At 50.5% G+C, this 17,515-nt stretch carries 14 protein-coding genes and 2 pseudogenes; 6 read left to right on the forward strand and 10 right to left on the reverse strand.

The features are described from left to right. Positions 1 to 472 precede the first annotated feature (472 nt). Positions 473 to 3,087: pseudogene (priA, locus tag ACM1PF_RS04660) on the forward strand (primosomal protein N'). 149 nt (positions 3,088 to 3,236) lie between these two features. On the opposite strand, the gene ACM1PF_RS04665 reads toward priA, so the two are convergent. From ACM1PF_RS04665 to recA, 4 genes are all read right to left on the reverse strand, one after another. Then, a complete protein-coding gene (locus tag ACM1PF_RS04665) occupies positions 3,237 to 3,728 on the reverse strand; it encodes a ferredoxin (RefSeq protein ID WP_416672649.1) in 492 nt (163 codons plus the stop codon). A 192-nt stretch (positions 3,729 to 3,920) separates the two neighbouring features. Continuing rightward, positions 3,921 to 4,307 carry a DUF1257 domain-containing protein gene (locus tag ACM1PF_RS04670; RefSeq protein ID WP_416672650.1) on the reverse strand — a complete coding sequence of 129 codons (387 nt, stop codon included), beginning with the start codon at positions 4,305 to 4,307 and terminating at the stop codon, positions 3,921 to 3,923. A 54-nt stretch (positions 4,308 to 4,361) separates the two neighbouring features. Continuing rightward, positions 4,362 to 4,571, reverse strand: coding sequence for a DUF2997 domain-containing protein (locus tag ACM1PF_RS04675; RefSeq protein ID WP_416676564.1), 210 nt, complete (start codon positions 4,569 to 4,571; stop codon positions 4,362 to 4,364). A gap of 511 nt (positions 4,572 to 5,082) precedes the next feature. Continuing rightward, entirely contained in the window at positions 5,083 to 6,156 is a 1,074-nt protein-coding gene (recA, locus tag ACM1PF_RS04680) for a recombinase RecA (RefSeq protein WP_416672652.1), read from the reverse strand. A gap of 367 nt (positions 6,157 to 6,523) precedes the next feature. On the opposite strand from recA, the pseudogene xseA reads away from it, so the two are divergent. Continuing rightward, a pseudogene (xseA, locus tag ACM1PF_RS04685) lies at positions 6,524 to 7,794 on the forward strand (exodeoxyribonuclease VII large subunit). A 107-nt stretch (positions 7,795 to 7,901) separates the two neighbouring features. Continuing rightward, positions 7,902 to 8,114: an exodeoxyribonuclease VII small subunit gene (gene xseB, locus ACM1PF_RS04690; protein WP_416676565.1), complete on the forward strand. Its 213-nt coding sequence runs from the start codon at positions 7,902 to 7,904 to the stop codon at positions 8,112 to 8,114. A gap of 96 nt (positions 8,115 to 8,210) precedes the next feature. Here xseB and ACM1PF_RS04695 read toward each other — a convergent pair whose 3' ends face one another. From ACM1PF_RS04695 to ACM1PF_RS04710, 4 genes are all read right to left on the reverse strand, one after another. After that, on the reverse strand, positions 8,211 to 8,810 hold the full coding sequence (locus ACM1PF_RS04695) for a superoxide dismutase (protein ID WP_416672654.1): 600 nt from the start codon (positions 8,808 to 8,810) through the stop codon (positions 8,211 to 8,213). A 452-nt stretch (positions 8,811 to 9,262) separates the two neighbouring features. Next, positions 9,263 to 10,372, reverse strand: coding sequence for a vanadium-dependent haloperoxidase (locus ACM1PF_RS04700; protein WP_416672656.1), 1,110 nt, complete (start codon positions 10,370 to 10,372; stop codon positions 9,263 to 9,265). After that, positions 10,327 to 10,692, reverse strand: a complete 366-nt coding sequence (locus ACM1PF_RS04705; RefSeq protein WP_416672658.1) for a hypothetical protein — start codon at positions 10,690 to 10,692, stop codon at positions 10,327 to 10,329. The genes ACM1PF_RS04700 and ACM1PF_RS04705 overlap by 46 nt, the downstream gene beginning before the upstream one ends. A 306-nt stretch (positions 10,693 to 10,998) precedes the next feature. Beyond that, a complete protein-coding gene (locus tag ACM1PF_RS04710) occupies positions 10,999 to 12,213 on the reverse strand; it encodes a PAS domain-containing sensor histidine kinase (protein WP_416672660.1) in 1,215 nt (404 codons plus the stop codon). Between the two features lie 115 nt (positions 12,214 to 12,328). Here ACM1PF_RS04710 and ACM1PF_RS04715 point away from each other — a divergent pair, with 115 nt between their 5' ends. Continuing rightward, complete coding sequence (locus ACM1PF_RS04715) at positions 12,329 to 13,135, forward strand: response regulator transcription factor (protein ID WP_416672662.1); 807 nt, start codon at positions 12,329 to 12,331, stop codon at positions 13,133 to 13,135. Positions 13,136 to 13,375: 240 nt separating this feature from the next. On the opposite strand, the gene ACM1PF_RS04720 is transcribed toward ACM1PF_RS04715, so the two are convergent. After that, the gene (locus ACM1PF_RS04720; protein ID WP_416672664.1) at positions 13,376 to 14,449 is read right to left on the reverse strand and encodes a class I SAM-dependent methyltransferase; all 1,074 of its coding nucleotides are present in this window, start codon (positions 14,447 to 14,449) and stop codon (positions 13,376 to 13,378) included. Positions 14,450 to 14,502: 53 nt separating this feature from the next. Then, entirely contained in the window at positions 14,503 to 14,673 is a 171-nt protein-coding gene (locus tag ACM1PF_RS04725) for a hypothetical protein (RefSeq protein ID WP_416672665.1), read from the reverse strand. Here ACM1PF_RS04725 and ACM1PF_RS04730 point away from each other — a divergent pair. After that, on the forward strand, positions 14,659 to 15,675 hold the full coding sequence (locus ACM1PF_RS04730; RefSeq protein ID WP_416672667.1) for a GlxA family transcriptional regulator: 1,017 nt from the start codon (positions 14,659 to 14,661) through the stop codon (positions 15,673 to 15,675). The genes ACM1PF_RS04725 and ACM1PF_RS04730 overlap by 15 nt on opposite strands. 207 nt (positions 15,676 to 15,882) lie before the next feature. Next, positions 15,883 to 17,505: an ABC transporter substrate-binding protein gene (locus ACM1PF_RS04735; RefSeq protein WP_416672669.1), complete on the forward strand. Its 1,623-nt coding sequence runs from the start codon at positions 15,883 to 15,885 to the stop codon at positions 17,503 to 17,505. Positions 17,506 to 17,515: the final 10 nt, after the last annotated feature.

A 17,515-nucleotide genomic window follows, 5' to 3' on the forward strand; every position in this document is an offset into this window, starting at 1 on the left:
CGGCCCTACGGTTTGTTACGCCTCGTTCTATAACTGGGTTTTCCTGTTTGCTGGGATCTTCAGTGAGCTGGGATCTTCAGTGAGCTGATTAGGGATCTGCAATAATCTGCAATAAAATGGCATCCCAATCCTGGAAGCAATCTACTGTAAGGGCGCACTGCTGCCTGTCCCCACTGGGTCGTTATTTTCCTGCATACCCTTGAGCTGGTATGATTGCCGTCCTGATGGACTAGCTCCCCTTAGTTCGCTTCAGCATAATCAGCATTAGTTGAATACAATGTATCGATTCGCGCCTGAACCTCCTGTGAAACTCCCTGGCTCTGTCTCTGCAATGCCTTTAACCTCCGGCTTTCCGGTGTCGGGAAAAGTTGCTGAAGCTAAACGGAATGATAGGCCAACCCCCGCCGATCGCCGTGATGCCGATGAGCGGGAGGATGGCGATCGACATCGGGAGGGTGAGGTGAATGCCAGTCTGAGTGCCAGTCTGAGTGCGCAAGACACAGTCGATCCGTCCTCGCCTCAGTGGGTTGAGGTTTTGGTTGATTGTCCGGGCACCCAAGGGCTTTACACCTATCGCATTCCAGCCGACCTCGTGCTGCAACCTGGAGATATTTTGAGCGTACCGTTTGGCTCCCAGCAGATTGGGGCAATTGCCATTCAGTTGCGTACCCATCTGCCGCCAGACCTGGAATCCACATCGGTTCGATGCGTTGAAGATGTGGTGAGTCGGGGGTTCTTTCCTCAATCCTATTGGGCTTTGCTACAGCAGGTGGCAGACTACTACTGCACTCCTTTAATGCAAGTGGTGCGAACCGCATTACCTCCCGGACTGTTGGTTCGATCGCAGCGACGGATTCGGCTCATAGCTTCCCCTTCCTCCTCGGATGCCCAGCTACTCCTACACCCTCCTGCCCAACGCCTCCTGGAACTCCTGCAAGCTCAGAAACAGGGGGATTATTCCTGGCACTATCTGCAACGGCAAGTTCGGGGAGCCAGCCGTGGGTTGCGAGAATTGATGCAGCAGGGATGGGTGGAAAGTTATCTGGAACCCCCTGCCCCCGTACGTCCTAAACGGCAGCAAGCGGTCTCGTTGACTGAATCCTACAACCTTGTCGATCTCAGCCCCCGCCAGCGCGAAATACTTGAGGTGCTAAAGCGACGAGGCGGAGAACTCTGGCTGCAAGATTTGCTGCGAACCTGTCAGGTCAGTTCCTCTGTATTGAAAACCCTGGAGCACAAGGGTTGCGTGGTGATTCAACGACAGGAAGTGCTGCGCCTGGAAGCAGATTCAACGGTTCAATCCGATCGCCCCAAGTCACTGACGGCAGACCAATCCAGGGCAGTCCAGACCATTACTGAATTGAATCACTGCACTTCCATCCTGCTCCATGGGGTTACCGGCTCAGGCAAAACCGAAGTCTACCTCCAGTCCATTGCGCCCCTCCTGCAGCAGGGCAAATCCGCCCTCGTCCTCGTCCCCGAAATTGGTCTGACTCCCCAACTGACCGATCGCTTTCGATCGCGGTTTGGCAAAGCTGTCCACGTTTACCACAGTGCCCTCTCTCAGGGAGAACGCTACGACACCTGGCGGCAAATGCTGCTCGGTACTCCGCAGGTCATTATTGGTACTCGCTCCGCCGTCTTTGCCCCGCTTGCTAACCTGGGGCTGATCATCCTGGATGAAGAACACGATGATAGCTTCAAGCAAGATCAACCCACGCCTTGCTACCATGCCCGCACCGTTGCCCATTGGAAAGCCGAACTGGCCAACTGTCCGATCGTTTTAGGGTCGGCTACGCCTTCGTTGGAGAGCTGGGTACAGTGTGGGGGAGTGGGGAGTGGGGAGTGGGGAATCGGGAATCGGGAATCGGGAATCGGGAGTTCTCCTGTGGAGATACGCGGAAATCAGGATGAATCAGCCATAGAGTCTCCCCCCTCACTCCTCCCCCCTCACTCCTCACTCCTCACCCTCCCCCATCGCATTCAATCCCGGCCCATGCCACCGATCGATGTGGTGGATATGCGGCAGGAACTTCGGCAGAATAACCGATCAATTTTTAGCCGATCGCTGCAAACTGCGCTTCAGCAGATGAAGGAACAGGGACAGCAGGGATTATTGTTTATCCATCGTCGGGGACACAGTACCTTTGTCTCCTGTCGGAGTTGTGGGCACGTGCTGGAATGTCCGCATTGTGATGTTTCATTGACCTATCACCAGACTCAAACAGGGGGGTATGAATCTTTGCGGTGTCATTACTGCGGCTATGGGCAGACTCATCCGACCCGATGTCCAGTGTGTGACTCGCCCTTCCTGAAGCATTTTGGTAGTGGCACTCAGCGGGTGATGCAGGAGCTAGCCAGACAGTTCCCAGATCTGCGCTGCTTGCGGTTTGACAGTGATACTACCCGCACTAAGGGGGCGCATCGAACCTTGCTAACACAGTTTGCTCAGGGGGAAGCCGATCTGCTGGTGGGGACGCAGATGTTAACCAAAGGGATTGACCTACCCCAGGTCACGTTAGTAGGAATTGTGGCAGCAGATGGCTTGCTACATCTGTCAGACTTTCGAGCCAGTGAACGGGCCTTTCAAACCTTAATTCAAGTGGCCGGACGATCGGGACGAGGCGAAGATCCAGGACGGGTCATCCTCCAGACCTATTCACCCGATCACCCCGTCGTTCAGGCAGTGGTTCGTCAGCAGTATGCCGACTTTGTGGAAACTGAACTCAGCTATCGCCAGGCCCTCAGCTATCCTCCCTTTGGTAAATTGATTGCCCTGCGGCTCAGCGGCATGGAATCAACCCCGGTGCAACAAACCGCCGAAACGATCGCCCAACGACTGCGATCGTCCCTCTTACCCTCTACCTTACCAGACGACCCCAATCCCCCTTCCCCTCAGCCTTCCTACGAAATTCTGGCCCTGCCCCAGCTACGATTGTCCGCGTTTCCCGCCGATACCGCTGGCAAATTCTGATCAAGTGCCTATCTGATACCACGCTCCCTCAATCCTTCTGGGACGAACTCCGCACCCTTTGTCCTGCCCACGTCGGGCTGACGATCGACATCGATCCTCTGCACCTGCTTTAACTCCCTCTATTCCAGGAGCCAATTAACCTGAATCATGCTAAGGAATCGAAATTGAATAACTTGAAATTCTTGTGGGGTGGGCATCTTGCCCGCCCAGTCAACAAAGTAGAATGATTGTGCAAGTTATTTAATTCACGATCCTAACAGGCTCAACCGTTATCAGATTTACGCTTTCCCCGTCGCTTTGATGAGGTAGACATCACAGGCAGTCCGATCGGCTGAATCACCTGATACTTCCGCTCCTCCTCCAGGGTACGGAGTTCAGTGTAATCAACCCAGTGGATACAGTCCACGGGACAAGTATCGATCGCTTCCTGAATCACCTCCTCCGGATCACCGTCCTGGCGAATCACACGAGAGCGACCGTAATCTGGCTCAATGTAAAAGGTGTTGCGGGCGACATGGGCACAGTGTTTACAGCCAATACAGGTAATTTCATCAACATAAACTCCCGTTTGGCGAACCACTCCCCCTAATTCTGGTTCTAACCCGGTACGCTCCGGGGCATCTCGCCAGTGCCCCCCTAATTCTGGCTCTAGACCAGAGGGAGTGTCAGACTGAGATCCAGACTGAGGAGATGATGCCTGAGTCAGGGGCGGTTCGGAAGATTCAAAGGGCTGAAATGGGTTAAATTCGCTCATTGCACTATGCCCATAGCTGCGATCGACAAAAACGAAATTCTAAAAGCTGGTCTTGAAAGACTTGTTCTGAAACACTTATTTAGACACTAAAGTTTGAAACACTGGAGTTTGAAATACTAAAGACTGAGATTTGAGTCACGCTCCCTTCGACTCAGCCCTCAGTCCTCAGTTGCAAGCTTTCACTTCGAGAATTTACGCACTCCAGCGTTGCAGGACGAGACGAATCGAGCCATCCTGCTGTTGCTGCTGCTCAGATAACTGAAAGCCTTGCCGCTCAGTTTCTTGCAGTACGGTGTGATAAGCGTAGCGTTGCGTCACGCGCTTGATGAACCCTTCAACGGAAAGCGGCTGCTGCCAGTATTGCAAATCGGCAACCAGCTCGTACTGTTCCTGATTGCGGCTAAACCCGACATCGTAACCATTGTCTTGCTGAATCACAATCTCTGCATCAACAGTTTGGCCCCGATAGCCCCGAATAGGCTGAGGGCCGGACTTCCAACTGATGCCTAAATCAGTCAGGGCTGATTGCAGAGCGGTGAGATCACGGATTTGAGTTTTAATCTGACTAAAGTGTGACATGGGAGGCTTTTGATAAATCTTGTTTGGACAGGACGGAAAGATAGTGTGCGAAATCTACCACTCGCTGTGAGTGGTTTGGGTGGGATTTGAAACCGATTGCTGAACAGGTTGAGTGTAATACTCGGAGGTTGTTTCCTGGTTCACCACTCGACCCAGTTTGGCTTCGATCGCGGCAGTCACTTCAGCACAGGATCGACCGACGATGCCTGTCACCTTTTCCTGCACTCGACCATCTGGATAAATGATGAACTCCAGTGTTTCCATGTTCACGAACGATCCTCAAGCAAGGGACTAGGTCAAGTCAGCGAGCCTGCAAACTGACTCCTCAGCTAACGATGGTTCAGTTGGCAACAGTCCACTGCATCCTGCATATCGGCTCTTCAAAATCAGGCTTTCGGGGAGAGGATAAGCTAGGGTTAGCTTAATTGATCCCAATAAGGCGAATCATTTCGAGTCAAGATGCAACAAAAATTAGCAGACCAATGAGGCTTCGCTTATTAAGTTAGTTTCGCTTAACTCCTGAATCCAGTCAAGAATCATACCAGCGAGAAAGCAGGTTTTAAGCGACTTAAATCTCCAAGAGAAAACATAAATATTTCTCTATTTGACCTTAGGATAAGATGTTTATCCTTTTGCTTAATATTTCACAACAACAACTATCCGCCCTCCCTCCCAGGGCTTATCTGGGTAGTGATGCCAGATCTGGCTTCAGTCTTTTGTAAGGGCGCACTGCTGTACGCCCCCTGCCAGACCCGTTCGTTTTTCCGCATATCCCTTAATCTGCTTCGTCCAGTTCATCGTCCTCTTCTTCCTCAAAGGGGGCGACAGAATTGGCAGACACCACTGCTCCCATTTCCAGTTTTTCCCGCACCAATTTTTCCACTTCTTTGGCGACGTTCGGGTTCTCCTCCAGGTACTTGATCGCATTATCTCGACCCTGACTGATATTCTCACCGTTGTAGCTGTACCAGGCTCCGCGCCGAGTGACGACTCCCGTTTCCTCGGCCAGGTCGATCAAACAGCCCAGGGTGGAAATGCCCTTGCCAAAAATGACATCAAACTCAGCGATGCGGAAGGGGGGAGCGACCTTGTTTTTGGCTACCTTGACCTTGGCGCGAATACCGTATTCTTCATTTCCTTTCTTTAAGGTTTGGATTCGACGAATATCGAGCCGGAGGGAGGCATAAAACTTCAGGGCATTACCGCCTGTGGTTGTTTCAGGATTCCCGTAGGTAACACCGATTTTTTGGCGAAGCTGGTTGAGAAAAATTACGCTACAGCCGGTTTTCCCAATATTTCCGGTGATTTTCCGCAGAGCCTGGCTCATCAAGCGGGCCTGTAAGCCCACATGGGTATCGCCCATTTCTCCTTCAATTTCTGCTCTGGGAACCAGGGCGGCAACTGAGTCCACCACGACTAGATCGATCGCCGTCGATCGCACGAGTTGATCGACAATTTCCAGGGCCGCTTCTCCCGTATCCGGTTGGGAAACCAGGAGATTGGCAATATCAACCCCCAGGGCTCCGGCATAGGACGGGTCAAGGGCGTGTTCCGCATCTACGAATGCAGCAACGCCTCCCGCCTTTTGCACTTCTGCGATCGCATGGAGGGCCAGGGTGGTTTTCCCCGAACTTTCTGGGCCATAAATTTCAATGACTCGTCCCTTCGGAATGCCGCCGCCCAGGGCCAAATCAAGCGTCAATGCGCCACTTGAGATGGTTTCTACCTTCATCCGGGATGCATCTCCCAGACGCATAATCGTGCCCTTGCCAAAAGAGCGGTCAATCTGGGTCAACACCAGATTCAGGGCCTTCTCGCGTTCCGAGTTCTCATTACTGGTCTTAGCCATTCGCACCTCAAGCAAGACTTGCGAAATCAATAAAAAGTGACAACCAAATGCCAAACAGCAAAATCTAAGGAGTCGCCTTTAAGTCTAACCTCAGACTTTCTATTGCAAACTAAATATTGCAAACCAACCTTAACAAACCAACCTGTCTACTTCAGTTCGCCCTGAAACGGGCACAAACAGTAATTCTTATTGACCAGAATCCAGCCAACTTGAGTGCAAGTTGGTATGTTTAACTCTAGAGGCAGTGCTCCTAAAAATAGTGCTGTTGCATCTTCTATCCTAATATGATTTTTGGTTTTACTATACAAATGTACTAAATTCAAGCAGATTTAGCCACTCCTTCCATCTCATCTGATTTCAGCACTCCATGACACCCAAATTTTCCCAGCTACTCGTTCCCGATACCGCGCTCTCTGTCGCCGGATTGACTGGCTACATTCAAGCCCTGTTGGAGCAGGACGAACAACTTCAGCAGGTGTGGGTAACCGGGGAAGTATCCAGTGCCAATCGCTATCGCAGTGGTTTGTTTTTTACGCTGCAAGACCCGGATGCTCAGGCGGCAATTAACTGTGTGGTGTGGAATAACCAACTGAATCGGTTGGCGACCCTTCCCGAACCTGGAGAACAGCTCATCATTCTGGGGCGAGTCCAGGTTTATCCTCAGCGCGGCAACTATCAATTGATTGTGTGGCAGGCTCTCCCTGGGGGAGAGGGGTTGCGGGCCCTGCGCTATCGCCAATTGCGAAATCGTCTGGAAGCGGAGGGATTGTTTGATGCGGCTCGCAAACAGCCATTACCCCCCTATCCTCAGACGATCGCCGTAGTTACCTCTCCCCAGGCTGCGGCCTGGGGGATATTAAGCGGACTTTAAAGCGACGATATCCTGGCCTGCACGTCCTGTTTTCCCCAGCATTGGTACAGGGTGAGCAGGCTCCAGCTTCCATTGTTCGGGCGATCGAACGAGTGGAGCGAGATGGGCGGGCGGATGTGTTGATTGTGTCGCGGGGCGGTGGGGCAACCGAAGATATGGCCTGCTTTAACGATGAGCGGGTGGTGCGAGCCATTGCGGAATGTTCCATTCCCGTCGTTGCTGGGATTGGGCATCAGCGAGATGAGTCTCTGGCTGATTTGGTGGCAGATGTCTATGCTCACACGCCAACGGCCGCAGCGGAACAGGCGGTGCCCTTTTTAGCCGATCTGCAAACCGAGCATCAGGAACGGATTGTCGCGCTGAAGCGAGTGGTAACAGCCGATTTGGATATTGCCCTGGAACAGCTTTCCAGGGTGCGGGGACGGCTCCGACGGCTCCACCTCGATCGCCAGATTCGTCAGGAAACGCAGACGGTAACATGGATGCAGCAGCGGCTGGTTCAGGGCACAACCCAACGCCTACAATTTGCGACGCAACACTGTCAGTTGCTCAAGCAAAAACTGGTGACGCTTGATCCAGAAGCCGTGTTGAAGCGAGGCTATGCATTGGTGCGTCAAATGGATGGTGCAGTGGCTCGATCGACGGCGGATCTGGCGATCGGGCAAGAATTGAACATCCAGCTCTCCCAGGGTCATATGACGGTTACCGTGAATGACCTGAACCCATCTCCTAATCCTAAATCCAGTGAACCCCAACATCACCTATGAATGATTACTCTGACGCTTCTGATGTGCAGTCCATCTCAGCTGAGGCGATCGCAAAAGACCCTGATACTCAGAATGACAGGGATTCCAGCCAGGATTTCAGCGTACAACTGCCCCCCAATTGGACCTATGAGGCAACGGTCGCTGAGATTGAAATTATTATCAATCAGATTGAACGAGGTGAACTGGATCTGGCCGATGTGTTTGATCAGTTCGCCAGAGCGGTGGAACGCCTGCGCCAGTGCGAAACGTTTTTAACGCGACAGCAGCAGCAAGTTGATTTACTCATTGAAACGCTGCTGGATGAACCGGAGCCATTCTAAGCGGGTGAGCTAGAACCAAAAATAGGGCAGGCCTTAGCCTACCCTGAGATTAATGATGAAACTAATCAGAATCTACAATTTCGATCGCTCAATCAACTAGGCAGAAGCCAAGTTACTAGCTACAAAGTCCCAGTTCACCAGGTTGTCCAGGAAGTTAGCGATGAAATCTGGACGACGATTTTGGAAATCCAGATAGTAAGCATGTTCCCATACATCCAGGGTGAGCAAAGGCACCTGATCCATGATTAAAGGATTCTCAGCATTCGCTGTTTTTGTCACCTTCAGCGTGCCGCTGTCAGAAACGAGCCATGCCCAACCGCTGCCGAATTGCGTTGCAGCCGCAGTCTTAAATTCCTCTTTGAACTTGTCATAGCTACCGAAGTCTTTGTCGATCTTGGCAGCCAGATCACCACTCGGTTTTCCGCCTCCCCCGGCTTTCAGGCACTTCCAGAAGAAGTCATGGTTCCAGGCTTGAGCAGCATTGTTGAAAATGCCAGTCTTGCCTTCTTTATAGGAGGTTTTGATGACTTCTTCCAGGGATTTGTCCGCTAAGTCCGTACCGGCTACCATGTCATTCAGCTTATTGACATAGGCGGCATGGTGCTTGCCGTAGTGAAATTCAAAGGTTTTGGCAGACATTCCCGATGACTCTAATGCACTGTCATCAAAGGGTAGGGGATCTTGTTTAAATGCCATGTGTTCAATCCTCTCTCGGTTTGCAACTGCACTAGTCTTTGCATGAACTAGCTTTGTGTCCCTGTCCAAAATCTCGGTAGAAGCTCTGGATTCCAAAAGCTCCGTGAGGTTTCAGGCGGGGACTGAGACGCGCTTGTCTCGCAACCAAAACTGAACGCACTCTCAGGGAACCTGGTCTGTTCGGCAATGATAGGCAGTCCTCGGTTCCCATAGCTCAGTTTTGTAAACTATCGATAGCATTTTATATCAAAAATCCGCAGGACACGAGTTTTCTGTCCTACCTCCCTGGTTAGAATTTTGCATTGAGAACTACGATCGGGGGTGATCGAGGGTGTTCAGGCAGGGGTTGAACGCCCGATCGCCGTTTTTAGCCTGGAAAGGGAAAAAGGAGGCCGCCCTTTCTAGAAGCACGACCTCCCTGATTAGCTATCCCTCTATCCCTCGATCGAGGATTACAGCCGAGGGCCAACGTTGGACAAGTTCAAGCTGTTGTAAAAGATGTCTTCGGCAATCTTAACGCCTAGGGGTACACCGCCAATATTGCATTGAAGATTGATATTTTTGTTTTCATCTTCGACAAATGCATCAAACAACCAATGCACCCCCAAGTAGACGCGACTGACTCCATTTTCACGAATCATTTCCCATAAACCGCCTGGAAAACTGCGATCGTGCTTTGGACGTACCGTTCCCTGATTATCCTGATTCACACCATTGAATTCCTCGGAGACAAAGGTGAGATTCTTAAATAAATCATCATTGCAATGACCTTTGACACCATAGAACAGCCGAGTGATATGCAACGCAGCGGCACCGAAGGTTGCATGACCAGAGGGATATGCTGGAAAGTTTGGGGTAAAGTTATTTTTCCCTCCAGAATTTGTGTTGGGAGCACCCAACGGTAGCCAGGACGGATCAGCATCCTCGCTAATCCTATTGGTTACACTATTGCCCATTCCGGCAGGGCCTAAGGAGGGATCAGCTTCCCGAATCCCCACGACGGGCCGCCAGAAATCATGAATGTATTTTTGATCCCAGGATAGAATGCCAGCATCCCCCATGGCAGCGTTGACCAAGGCAAACAGCCGAGCATTTTGGGCAATATCGTTGCACTGTTGGATTGCAACTGCGCGAACAATTTGGTTATATAACCGAGGTGGAGTGCCTAGCCCAGCCGCACCATCGTAACCCCAGTAAATCCCCACTACCGTTTCATTTGGAGTCCGGCGATCGAAATCGGCTGGGAGTGTCCCCATTAAAGCGGGCGCAATCCCTTTACCCCGGACTTGCCGCAGGGCATCAATATATTCCTGGCTTTGCAGAGCAGGCGGAGGAGCTAATTCATGACGTTCAGTGACTGCAAAACACCGCGATTTTGCCCCATAAAAGGGAGCGTGAAATCCCTGCTCAGGATTATCTGGATCAGGACGGTGGGCACCCGGAGCCAAAGATGCCACATAACCCACATCGCTGGCACCTGGGTCAGCCTGCCGCTTTTCCAACAGCTTTTGAGCGACTAAAAGACCATAATTACGACCCGCTTGTAAACCGTCTCCAGACAAATCTGCCTGGGCATATTTCGTGTCGAAAAGGCTTTCTGACTGGGAAATAAGCTGGTTAAAGTGGTGTAAGCTGCTGCTGCGATCGCTGCCTCAGGAGATGCACCCGGTTGAGGAGCCGGTAAGTTTGGCAAGTATGGAGATAGGTTAACAGGATGAACTGGATTTCCTACTGCTCCTGCGTAGGCATCATACATTGCTAAGTGAACGATGGCTAAGGCCCGAGAACTTAAAGTGGGCCCCGTTTGCTCTCGCATACCATTTGTATGGCTGATGCGATTTGCTTCCAGAGCAACCTCGTTCCAATACAGAATTGCATCCATTTGAGTTTCCTTCAATTGCACTATATATTGTTTTTTCTGAACATCGACACGTTGGCTCACAAACACAAGAGCTTTGATGAGATGAGTCCATACAAATTTCAGACTAAAAGCATCTTGAACCCGAGTAGATATGAAGCCAAATTGCGGGTAGGAGTGTTCCATTGACTCAATTGCTAGGCACAAAAGCGAACCACAAGCACCTTGCCTCTTTCAATATGCAATTCGGCCAGGGCGATCGGCAGTACCCCGAAGGGTACTCTTGGGAAAATGAAGGTTATTTGAACTGATTTGATCTTTGAAGAAGCGTCAGTTTTGGGATTGGCTGGGGGATTGGCTGGGTAAGGGAAGCATGACGGTGAAGGTTGTACCCTGACCTAAGGTGCTGTTCACCTTAATTTGTCCCTGCTGTAGATCAACAAACCGTTTGACAATGTTCAACCCCAATCCTGTTCCAGGAATATTACTAACGTTTTTGCCCCGGTGGAACGGTTCAAACAGGTAGGGTTGATCCTCCAATGGAATCCCAATTCCCTGGTCTTGCACTTGAAAAATAATATGCTTCTGCTGCCGAGAAACTTTAAGCTGAACCAGGCTTTTCTCAGGTGAATATCGCAGGGCATTTAATAAAATATTACTCAGAATCGATCGCAGCAATTTTTCATCGGCATCAACCCATAGGGACTGACTGCGCCTTTTAAAAACAATTCGATCGCTGCCCGTATTCATCTGAATTTCTTGAATGAGCTGTTGGCAAAACTGCACTAAATCCAGCGAAACCGGATGAACTGAAAGCTGTTTGGCTTCTAGTTTTCCAATCACCAAAACATCATCAATCATCTGCGTCATTCGTTCTACATTGGCTTTAATTCCCTCCAGGTAAGCCGTTTTTTGCTCAATGGGTAAATGGGCATCGTACCTTTCCAGCGATGACACGGACAGCAGAATGTTGTTGAGGGGATTACGAAATTCGTGGCACACCATCGATACAACACGCGATCGAATCTCGCTCAGTTCCTTAAGTTGCTCATTGGCCTGACGGAGTTCAGCAGTACGTTCTCGCACTTTTTGATCTAACTCTTCGTTGGCTCGTTGCAAAACGGTTTCTGCCCACTTCCGCTTCGTAATATCTCGAAAGGCAACCACTGCCCCAATCAGCTTTCCCTGCTCATCGCGCATGGGAGTGCTAATGTATTCCACTGGAAAGCTTGTACCATCCTTGCGCCAAAACACCTCATTGGCCACCTGATGCACAATGCCATCCTGAAATGCTGCATAAATTGGGCAATGTTCACGGGGGTAGGGAGCCCCATCAGGATGAGAATGATGTAGAACTGCATGCATCGATCGCCCGATCAGATCCTGGATTTCCCAACCAATCATTTGAGCTGCGGCTGGATTAATAAAGGTGGCATTACCTTGCAAATCTACACCATATACTCCTTCCCCAACTGCATTAAGAATTAGCTGCTGCTGCCGCTGCAAACTCTTTAAATCGGTTTCAAGCCAATCGTACTGCTGCATTGAGAAACACTGAAAGAAAAATACTGAAGAAATACTGTATAGCAGTACACCACACGACATACTGCTAAACCCTTACTAAAGGAATAGGTGTAATCCTACCAAATGCAGAGGCATCATGAAGAAGATCTTAGTGATCGAGGATGAAGCTCAGACGCGCGACATTTTTCTGCGATGTTTGTCCTTTGAAGGGTTCTGGTCTTTGGGAGCAGAAAACGGCTCAATTGGCATTACGTTGGCGAAAATGCATCACCCTGATTTGATCGTTTGTGACATCATGATGCCCGATGTAGATGGTTACGGTGTCCTGAACGCACTTCGGCAAGAACCCGCAACCGCAGCGGTGCCCTTTGTCTTTTTGACGGCTAAGGTAACGATGGCGGATTTACGCCAGGGAATGGAACTGGGAGCAGATGATTACCTCACGAAGCCCTGCACGGTAGAGCAGTTTTTGTCTGCTGTTACGACTCGTTTGGAGCGGCAAGCAGCGTTGGAGCACTGGTATACCCATCGTTCTGAACTCCCAGAACCGGATGATTCCTTTCCTAACTTAAAATTGATCTTTCCGCAATGTCCTAAGCTGAATCATGTGTTTCGCTTCATTGAATCCCATTACCATCAGTCGATCGGACTCAGTGATGTTGCACAAGCGGTGGGTTACTCTCCAGCTTATTTAACCAACCTGGTGCAGGCTCAAACCGGACGCACAGTCAAACGCTGGATTATTGAACGACGCATGGCACAAGCTCGCACGTTGTTAACCACTACAGCTCAATCGGTTCGCCAGGTTGCTGAGTCTGTTGGCTACTCAGACACGAGCTATTTTGTCCGGCAGTTCCGCCAGATGCACGGCACCTCTCCCCACGCCTGGCGATCGTCTGATGATCGGATTGAGGAGCGATCGATTTCTGCTCAGGCAGGTTAACTGGATTACGTTAACGCTTTCTGGTGTTATGGCAACAAAAAGGATGACTGGGAGATGCAAGTGATGAATTCGATCGGATGGAAATTAGGAACGTGAATTAAATCGCCTGTTCACCGTTTTGCTTCTTTGGCTGGGCGGGCAGGATGCCCACCCCACAAGGTTTTCAGGCTATTAAGTTTGCATTCTTTGGGAATTTAATCGAGTCATCCGCAGGCTGTCTGCAAGTTCATGCGGTAGTCGTCATAACCGAGCTTCCAGGATCAGGTTAAAGGGGGTTTCAGTGGCTCTTCGGAAGGTTTTGAATCCAGCCTCCCTAAAGATCTGTGCCAGTCGTTCCTCGCCTGCTTGTGCGCCCAGGGCAGCTCCCACCTCTTCAGAAAGTGAATGGGCACAACAAATCGTTGTGGATGCAGCATAGTACATACGGCCAACGGTGTTTAGATTATCCTCCACTCGATCGTGGGCAAACGGTTCAACCAGCATAACCGTGCCACCCGCAGCCAGAGATTGAGCTGCATATTTCGCCGTTCCCACCGGATCGCCCATGTCATGCAAGCAATCAAAAAAGCAGATCAGGTCGAAGCCTTCCTGGGGGTATGCCTTTGCAGTGGACACTTGAAAGGACACTCGATCGGTTAAACCAGCTTGTTGAGCCAGGGCTTGGGCAGCCTGGATGGATTCAGCATGGTAATCAAATCCCCAAAAGCGCGATCGAGGATAGGCTTTTGCCATTAGCAGCGTGGAATGACCATGACCACAGCCCACATCAGCAACCCTTGCCCCTGCCTTCAGTTGGGCTTCCACACCCGTTAGGGCGGGCAACCACTGCGAAACTAAGCTGCTTTGATAACCATTGCGGTAAAATGCTGCCACCCCACAAAACAAGCGATCGTGGTGCTCATCCCAGCTAACACCAGTGCCGGTTTTGAAGGCATGAAGAGTCTTCTCCTCATCCAGCCACATAGAAGCCGGAACTTCCCAGGCTGGTGGCATGAAAACTGGGCTATCCGTTTGAGCCAATACCATTGCCTGCTCAGGAGACAGTTCATAGGTGCGGCTGGTTGGATGATACAGAACATATCCTCCAGCAGCCTGACTATTGAGCCATTCCCGCACGTAACGTTCAGCACAGTTCGATCGATGGGCGAGTTCTACGGAACTCAAGGGCCCTGCCCCAGCCATTGCTTGATAAAGCCCCAACTTATGGCCCAGGCTAACCATCACACCACCATATCCAGATGCGAGATCACCCACCACGCGATCGAGAAATTGATACAGTTTTTGTTCGTCCAGTCGTTGTTCAGAGACAGTCATATTCATATTCTCCAGAAGTAAGATTTAAGTTTCATCATGCGGTTCGTGATGCTTTAAGTTTGCTGCTTGTAAAGCCCTAAATCGAGTGGCAAAATAGCCATATCCGGTTCATTTATGCCAGGGTCATAGATGCCAGGGTCATAGATGTCAGGGTCATAGATGTTAGGGTCATAAATGTCAGGGTCATAAATGCCATTGGAGCAAAGTCCATGAGCAGCATTCATGTCAGCATTGTTGCGATTCCCGATGCCATGTTTTCTACCTTAAGCGGCATTTATGAGGTACTGAATGCCTTTTCGATGCTGAGTACCTATAACGACGCACTCCCCAAGGACTCTCCCTTTCAAGTTGAGATTGTGGCACCAACGCGAGAAGCCATGAGTACTGCCAGTGGTTTGCCACTCAATGCGCAACGGGCGATCGCAGAGGTTGATTCCACCAACATTGTGATTGTCCCGTCTGTCATGGTGCAACACGGGGTATGGAAAACGGGACGCTATCCTGAGGTGGTTCAGTGGTTACAGGATATGCATTCCCAGGGTGCAACCTTGTGTTCGGCTTGTTCCGGTGCATTGCTATTAGCCGAAACTGGATTGCTGAATGGTAAAGAGGCGACGATGCATTGGGCCTATGCGGCTACATTCAGGCAAAATTTTCCGCAGGTGCATCTACGCCTTGAGAAAGTTCTAGTCATTACGGGAGAGCATGAGCAGTTTGTCATGTCAGGCATGTCTGCATCATGGCATGACCTGGTACTCTATCTGGTGGCGCGACAGGTGGGCCCGATGGCCGCCCAAGCCATGTCTAAGTTCTTTGCCCTGCAATGGCATCATGATGGACAGGCTCCTTATCTAGTGTTCGATCTGCCCATTGATCATGAAGATGCCATCGTTCGAGACGCACAAGTCTGGCTGTCTGAGCATTTTTCAGTTGCCGCTCCTATCACGGAAGTGGTCAAACAGTCCGGTATTCCAGAACGGAGCTTCAAACGCCGCTTTAGTAAAGCAACAGGATATGCTCCGATCGCTTACGTCCAACATCTGAGAATTGAGGATGCAAAACGCCGACTAGAACGAACGAATGCATCAATTGATCAGATCAGTTGGAGCGTTGGTTATGAAGATCCAGCTTCGTTCCGACGATTGTTTAAACGAATCACCGGAATCACGCCAGGAGATTACCGACGGAAGTTTAGTGTGCCTCACTTTGCTCAACCGTATCCATAAGTGCTTATTGGCTGCCTATCCGTATACCTCACTCAATCGCTCCGATCGCGCCTGACAAATCTAAAGAAAATCCTACTTTTCCAAAAATTGTTCCAATGGCAACGGATCACTGCTCTGATACCTTACGTACAAGACTTTGAACTCCCGATGAATCCCGATCGGGCTTGTCATTCGCGTTCAATATTTGACGTTGATTTGAGTTCTCCTATGGCATTTCCAACGAAAGCGTCCTTATCCTATTCTTCATCGGGTTTATTGAACCGATCGCTGTGTCCCTGTGGTGGAAATCATCTGCCGCAGGGTCATTTGCAGGATCAAATGACCTATGACCACTGGCAATTTGCCGAGAGTATGCCGCAAAGCCCCACGGATTTGATTGATGATTTGATCAAAATGGGTGTGTACAAACCTCAGGTCTTGCAACTCGCGGATACTTTAACGCAGGTCGAATTCAAAGAGGCATTACTGCTGCGGCAGATCAGCGGCGGCAATCCAGCGCGAGAAAAGTTATGCCGGGCACTCATTAAAGAAGCGGGCGGCTTGGATCAGGCGATGACAGCAGCCTTTGGGGTTCATGCCACCGAATTTTTCAGCAACACGATTCGCAATAGCGATTTTAGTCGGCGGGATTTTCTGAAAAAGGTTGCCGTTGCTGGAGCGTTGATTGCCATGAGTAGTTGCGCTCAAGGGAATCAAACTTCGACAACCCAGGCAGTGGCAGATGATGCGCCTGAAGTCGATGGTCTGGAAAAAACTGACTTGCGAATTGGGTTTATTCCCATTACCTGTGCAACGCCGATCGTCATGTCAGAACCCTTAGGGTTTTATGAAAAGTATGGGTTGAATGCATCGGTGGTGAAGATGCCGAACTGGGCGGCAGTACGAGATTCGGCTATTGCCGGTGAACTGGATGCTTACCACATGCTTTCCCCCATGCCGATCGCTATCACATTAGGACTCGGCTCAACGGCATTTCCAATTCAGCTTGCCAGTATTGAAAACATCAACGGGCAGGCAATTACCGTTGCAATGCAGCACCGCGATCGCGTTCAAGGGCCGGAAGATTTCCGGGGATTTCAGATTGGCGTTCCATTTCCCTATTCCATGCACAACCTGTTAATTCGGTATTACCTGGCAACGGGTGGATTAAATCCGGATACCGATGTCCAGATTAGTGCAGTTCCGCCGCCAGATAGCGTAGCCAGAATGACGGCCGGTGATTTGGATGCCATGTTAATGCCGGATCCATTTAACCAGCGGGCAGTGTACGAAGGGGTTGGCTACATTCACTTACTAAGCAAGGAACTGTGGGCAGGACATCCGTGCTGTGCCTTTGCAGCGAGCCAAGCCTGGATTGATGAAAATCCAAATACTTTTCAGGCAGTCAACAAGGCCATTATTGATGCCTGTGCCTATGCCAACGACAGTGCTAACCGAGAAACCGTTGCTGAAGCATTGATCGATCGCCAGTATCTCAACCAGCCGTTGGAGGTAGTGCAGGCGGTGCTGACGGGTAACTTTGAAGATGGACTCGGCAATACCTTCAATGAACCCGATCGAATTGGTTTTGATCCCTACCCCTGGAAGAGTTTTGCCAAGTGGATTTCCTCTCAGTTAGTACGCTGGGATTTAATGCCGGAAGCTCAGGCAGATTACGCCAGCATTGCTGATGATATCTTCATGACGGATCTGGCGCGAGAACTGTCTGAATCTCTCGGGCAGAATCCCCCGTCTGAAGAAAACCGGGTTGAACAATTGAAGTTCGATACCTTTGATCCAGCCAATCCCGATGCCTACGTCGAAGAACAAATTGAAAAGTTCAACGTTTAGGAGGCAGCCC

It is taken from the genome of Egbenema bharatensis FJBBOT/2019 (genome assembly GCF_048077055.1).
GTDB lineage: Bacteria > Cyanobacteriota > Cyanobacteriia > Elainellales > Elainellaceae > Egbenema > Egbenema bharatensis.

Bases quoted from the DNA above. Each gene is read 5' to 3' on its own strand.
- ACM1PF_RS04725 (WP_416672665.1), bottom strand. From the start codon at position 14,673: ATGAATGCTGCTCATGGACTTTGCTCCAATGGCATTTATGACCCTGAC.
- ACM1PF_RS04715 (WP_416672662.1), top strand. From the start codon at position 12,329: ATGAAGAAGATCTTAGTGATCGAGGATGAAGCTCAGACGCGCGACATT.
- ACM1PF_RS04730 (WP_416672667.1), top strand. From the start codon at position 14,659: ATGAGCAGCATTCATGTCAGCATTGTTGCGATTCCCGATGCCATGTTT.
- ACM1PF_RS04705 (WP_416672658.1), bottom strand. From the start codon at position 10,692: ATGGATGCAATTCTGTATTGGAACGAGGTTGCTCTGGAAGCAAATCGC.
- ACM1PF_RS04720 (WP_416672664.1), bottom strand. From the start codon at position 14,449: ATGACTGTCTCTGAACAACGACTGGACGAACAAAAACTGTATCAATTT.
- ACM1PF_RS04695 (WP_416672654.1), bottom strand. From the start codon at position 8,810: ATGGCATTTAAACAAGATCCCCTACCCTTTGATGACAGTGCATTAGAG.
- ACM1PF_RS04670 (WP_416672650.1), bottom strand. From the start codon at position 4,307: ATGTCACACTTTAGTCAGATTAAAACTCAAATCCGTGATCTCACCGCT.
- ACM1PF_RS04710 (WP_416672660.1), bottom strand. From the start codon at position 12,213: ATGCAGCAGTACGATTGGCTTGAAACCGATTTAAAGAGTTTGCAGCGG.
- ACM1PF_RS04675 (WP_416676564.1), bottom strand. From the start codon at position 4,571: ATGGAAACACTGGAGTTCATCATTTATCCAGATGGTCGAGTGCAGGAA.
- ACM1PF_RS04665 (WP_416672649.1), bottom strand. From the start codon at position 3,728: ATGAGCGAATTTAACCCATTTCAGCCCTTTGAATCTTCCGAACCGCCC.
- recA (WP_416672652.1), bottom strand. From the start codon at position 6,156: ATGGCTAAGACCAGTAATGAGAACTCGGAACGCGAGAAGGCCCTGAAT.
- ACM1PF_RS04735 (WP_416672669.1), top strand. From the start codon at position 15,883: ATGGCATTTCCAACGAAAGCGTCCTTATCCTATTCTTCATCGGGTTTA.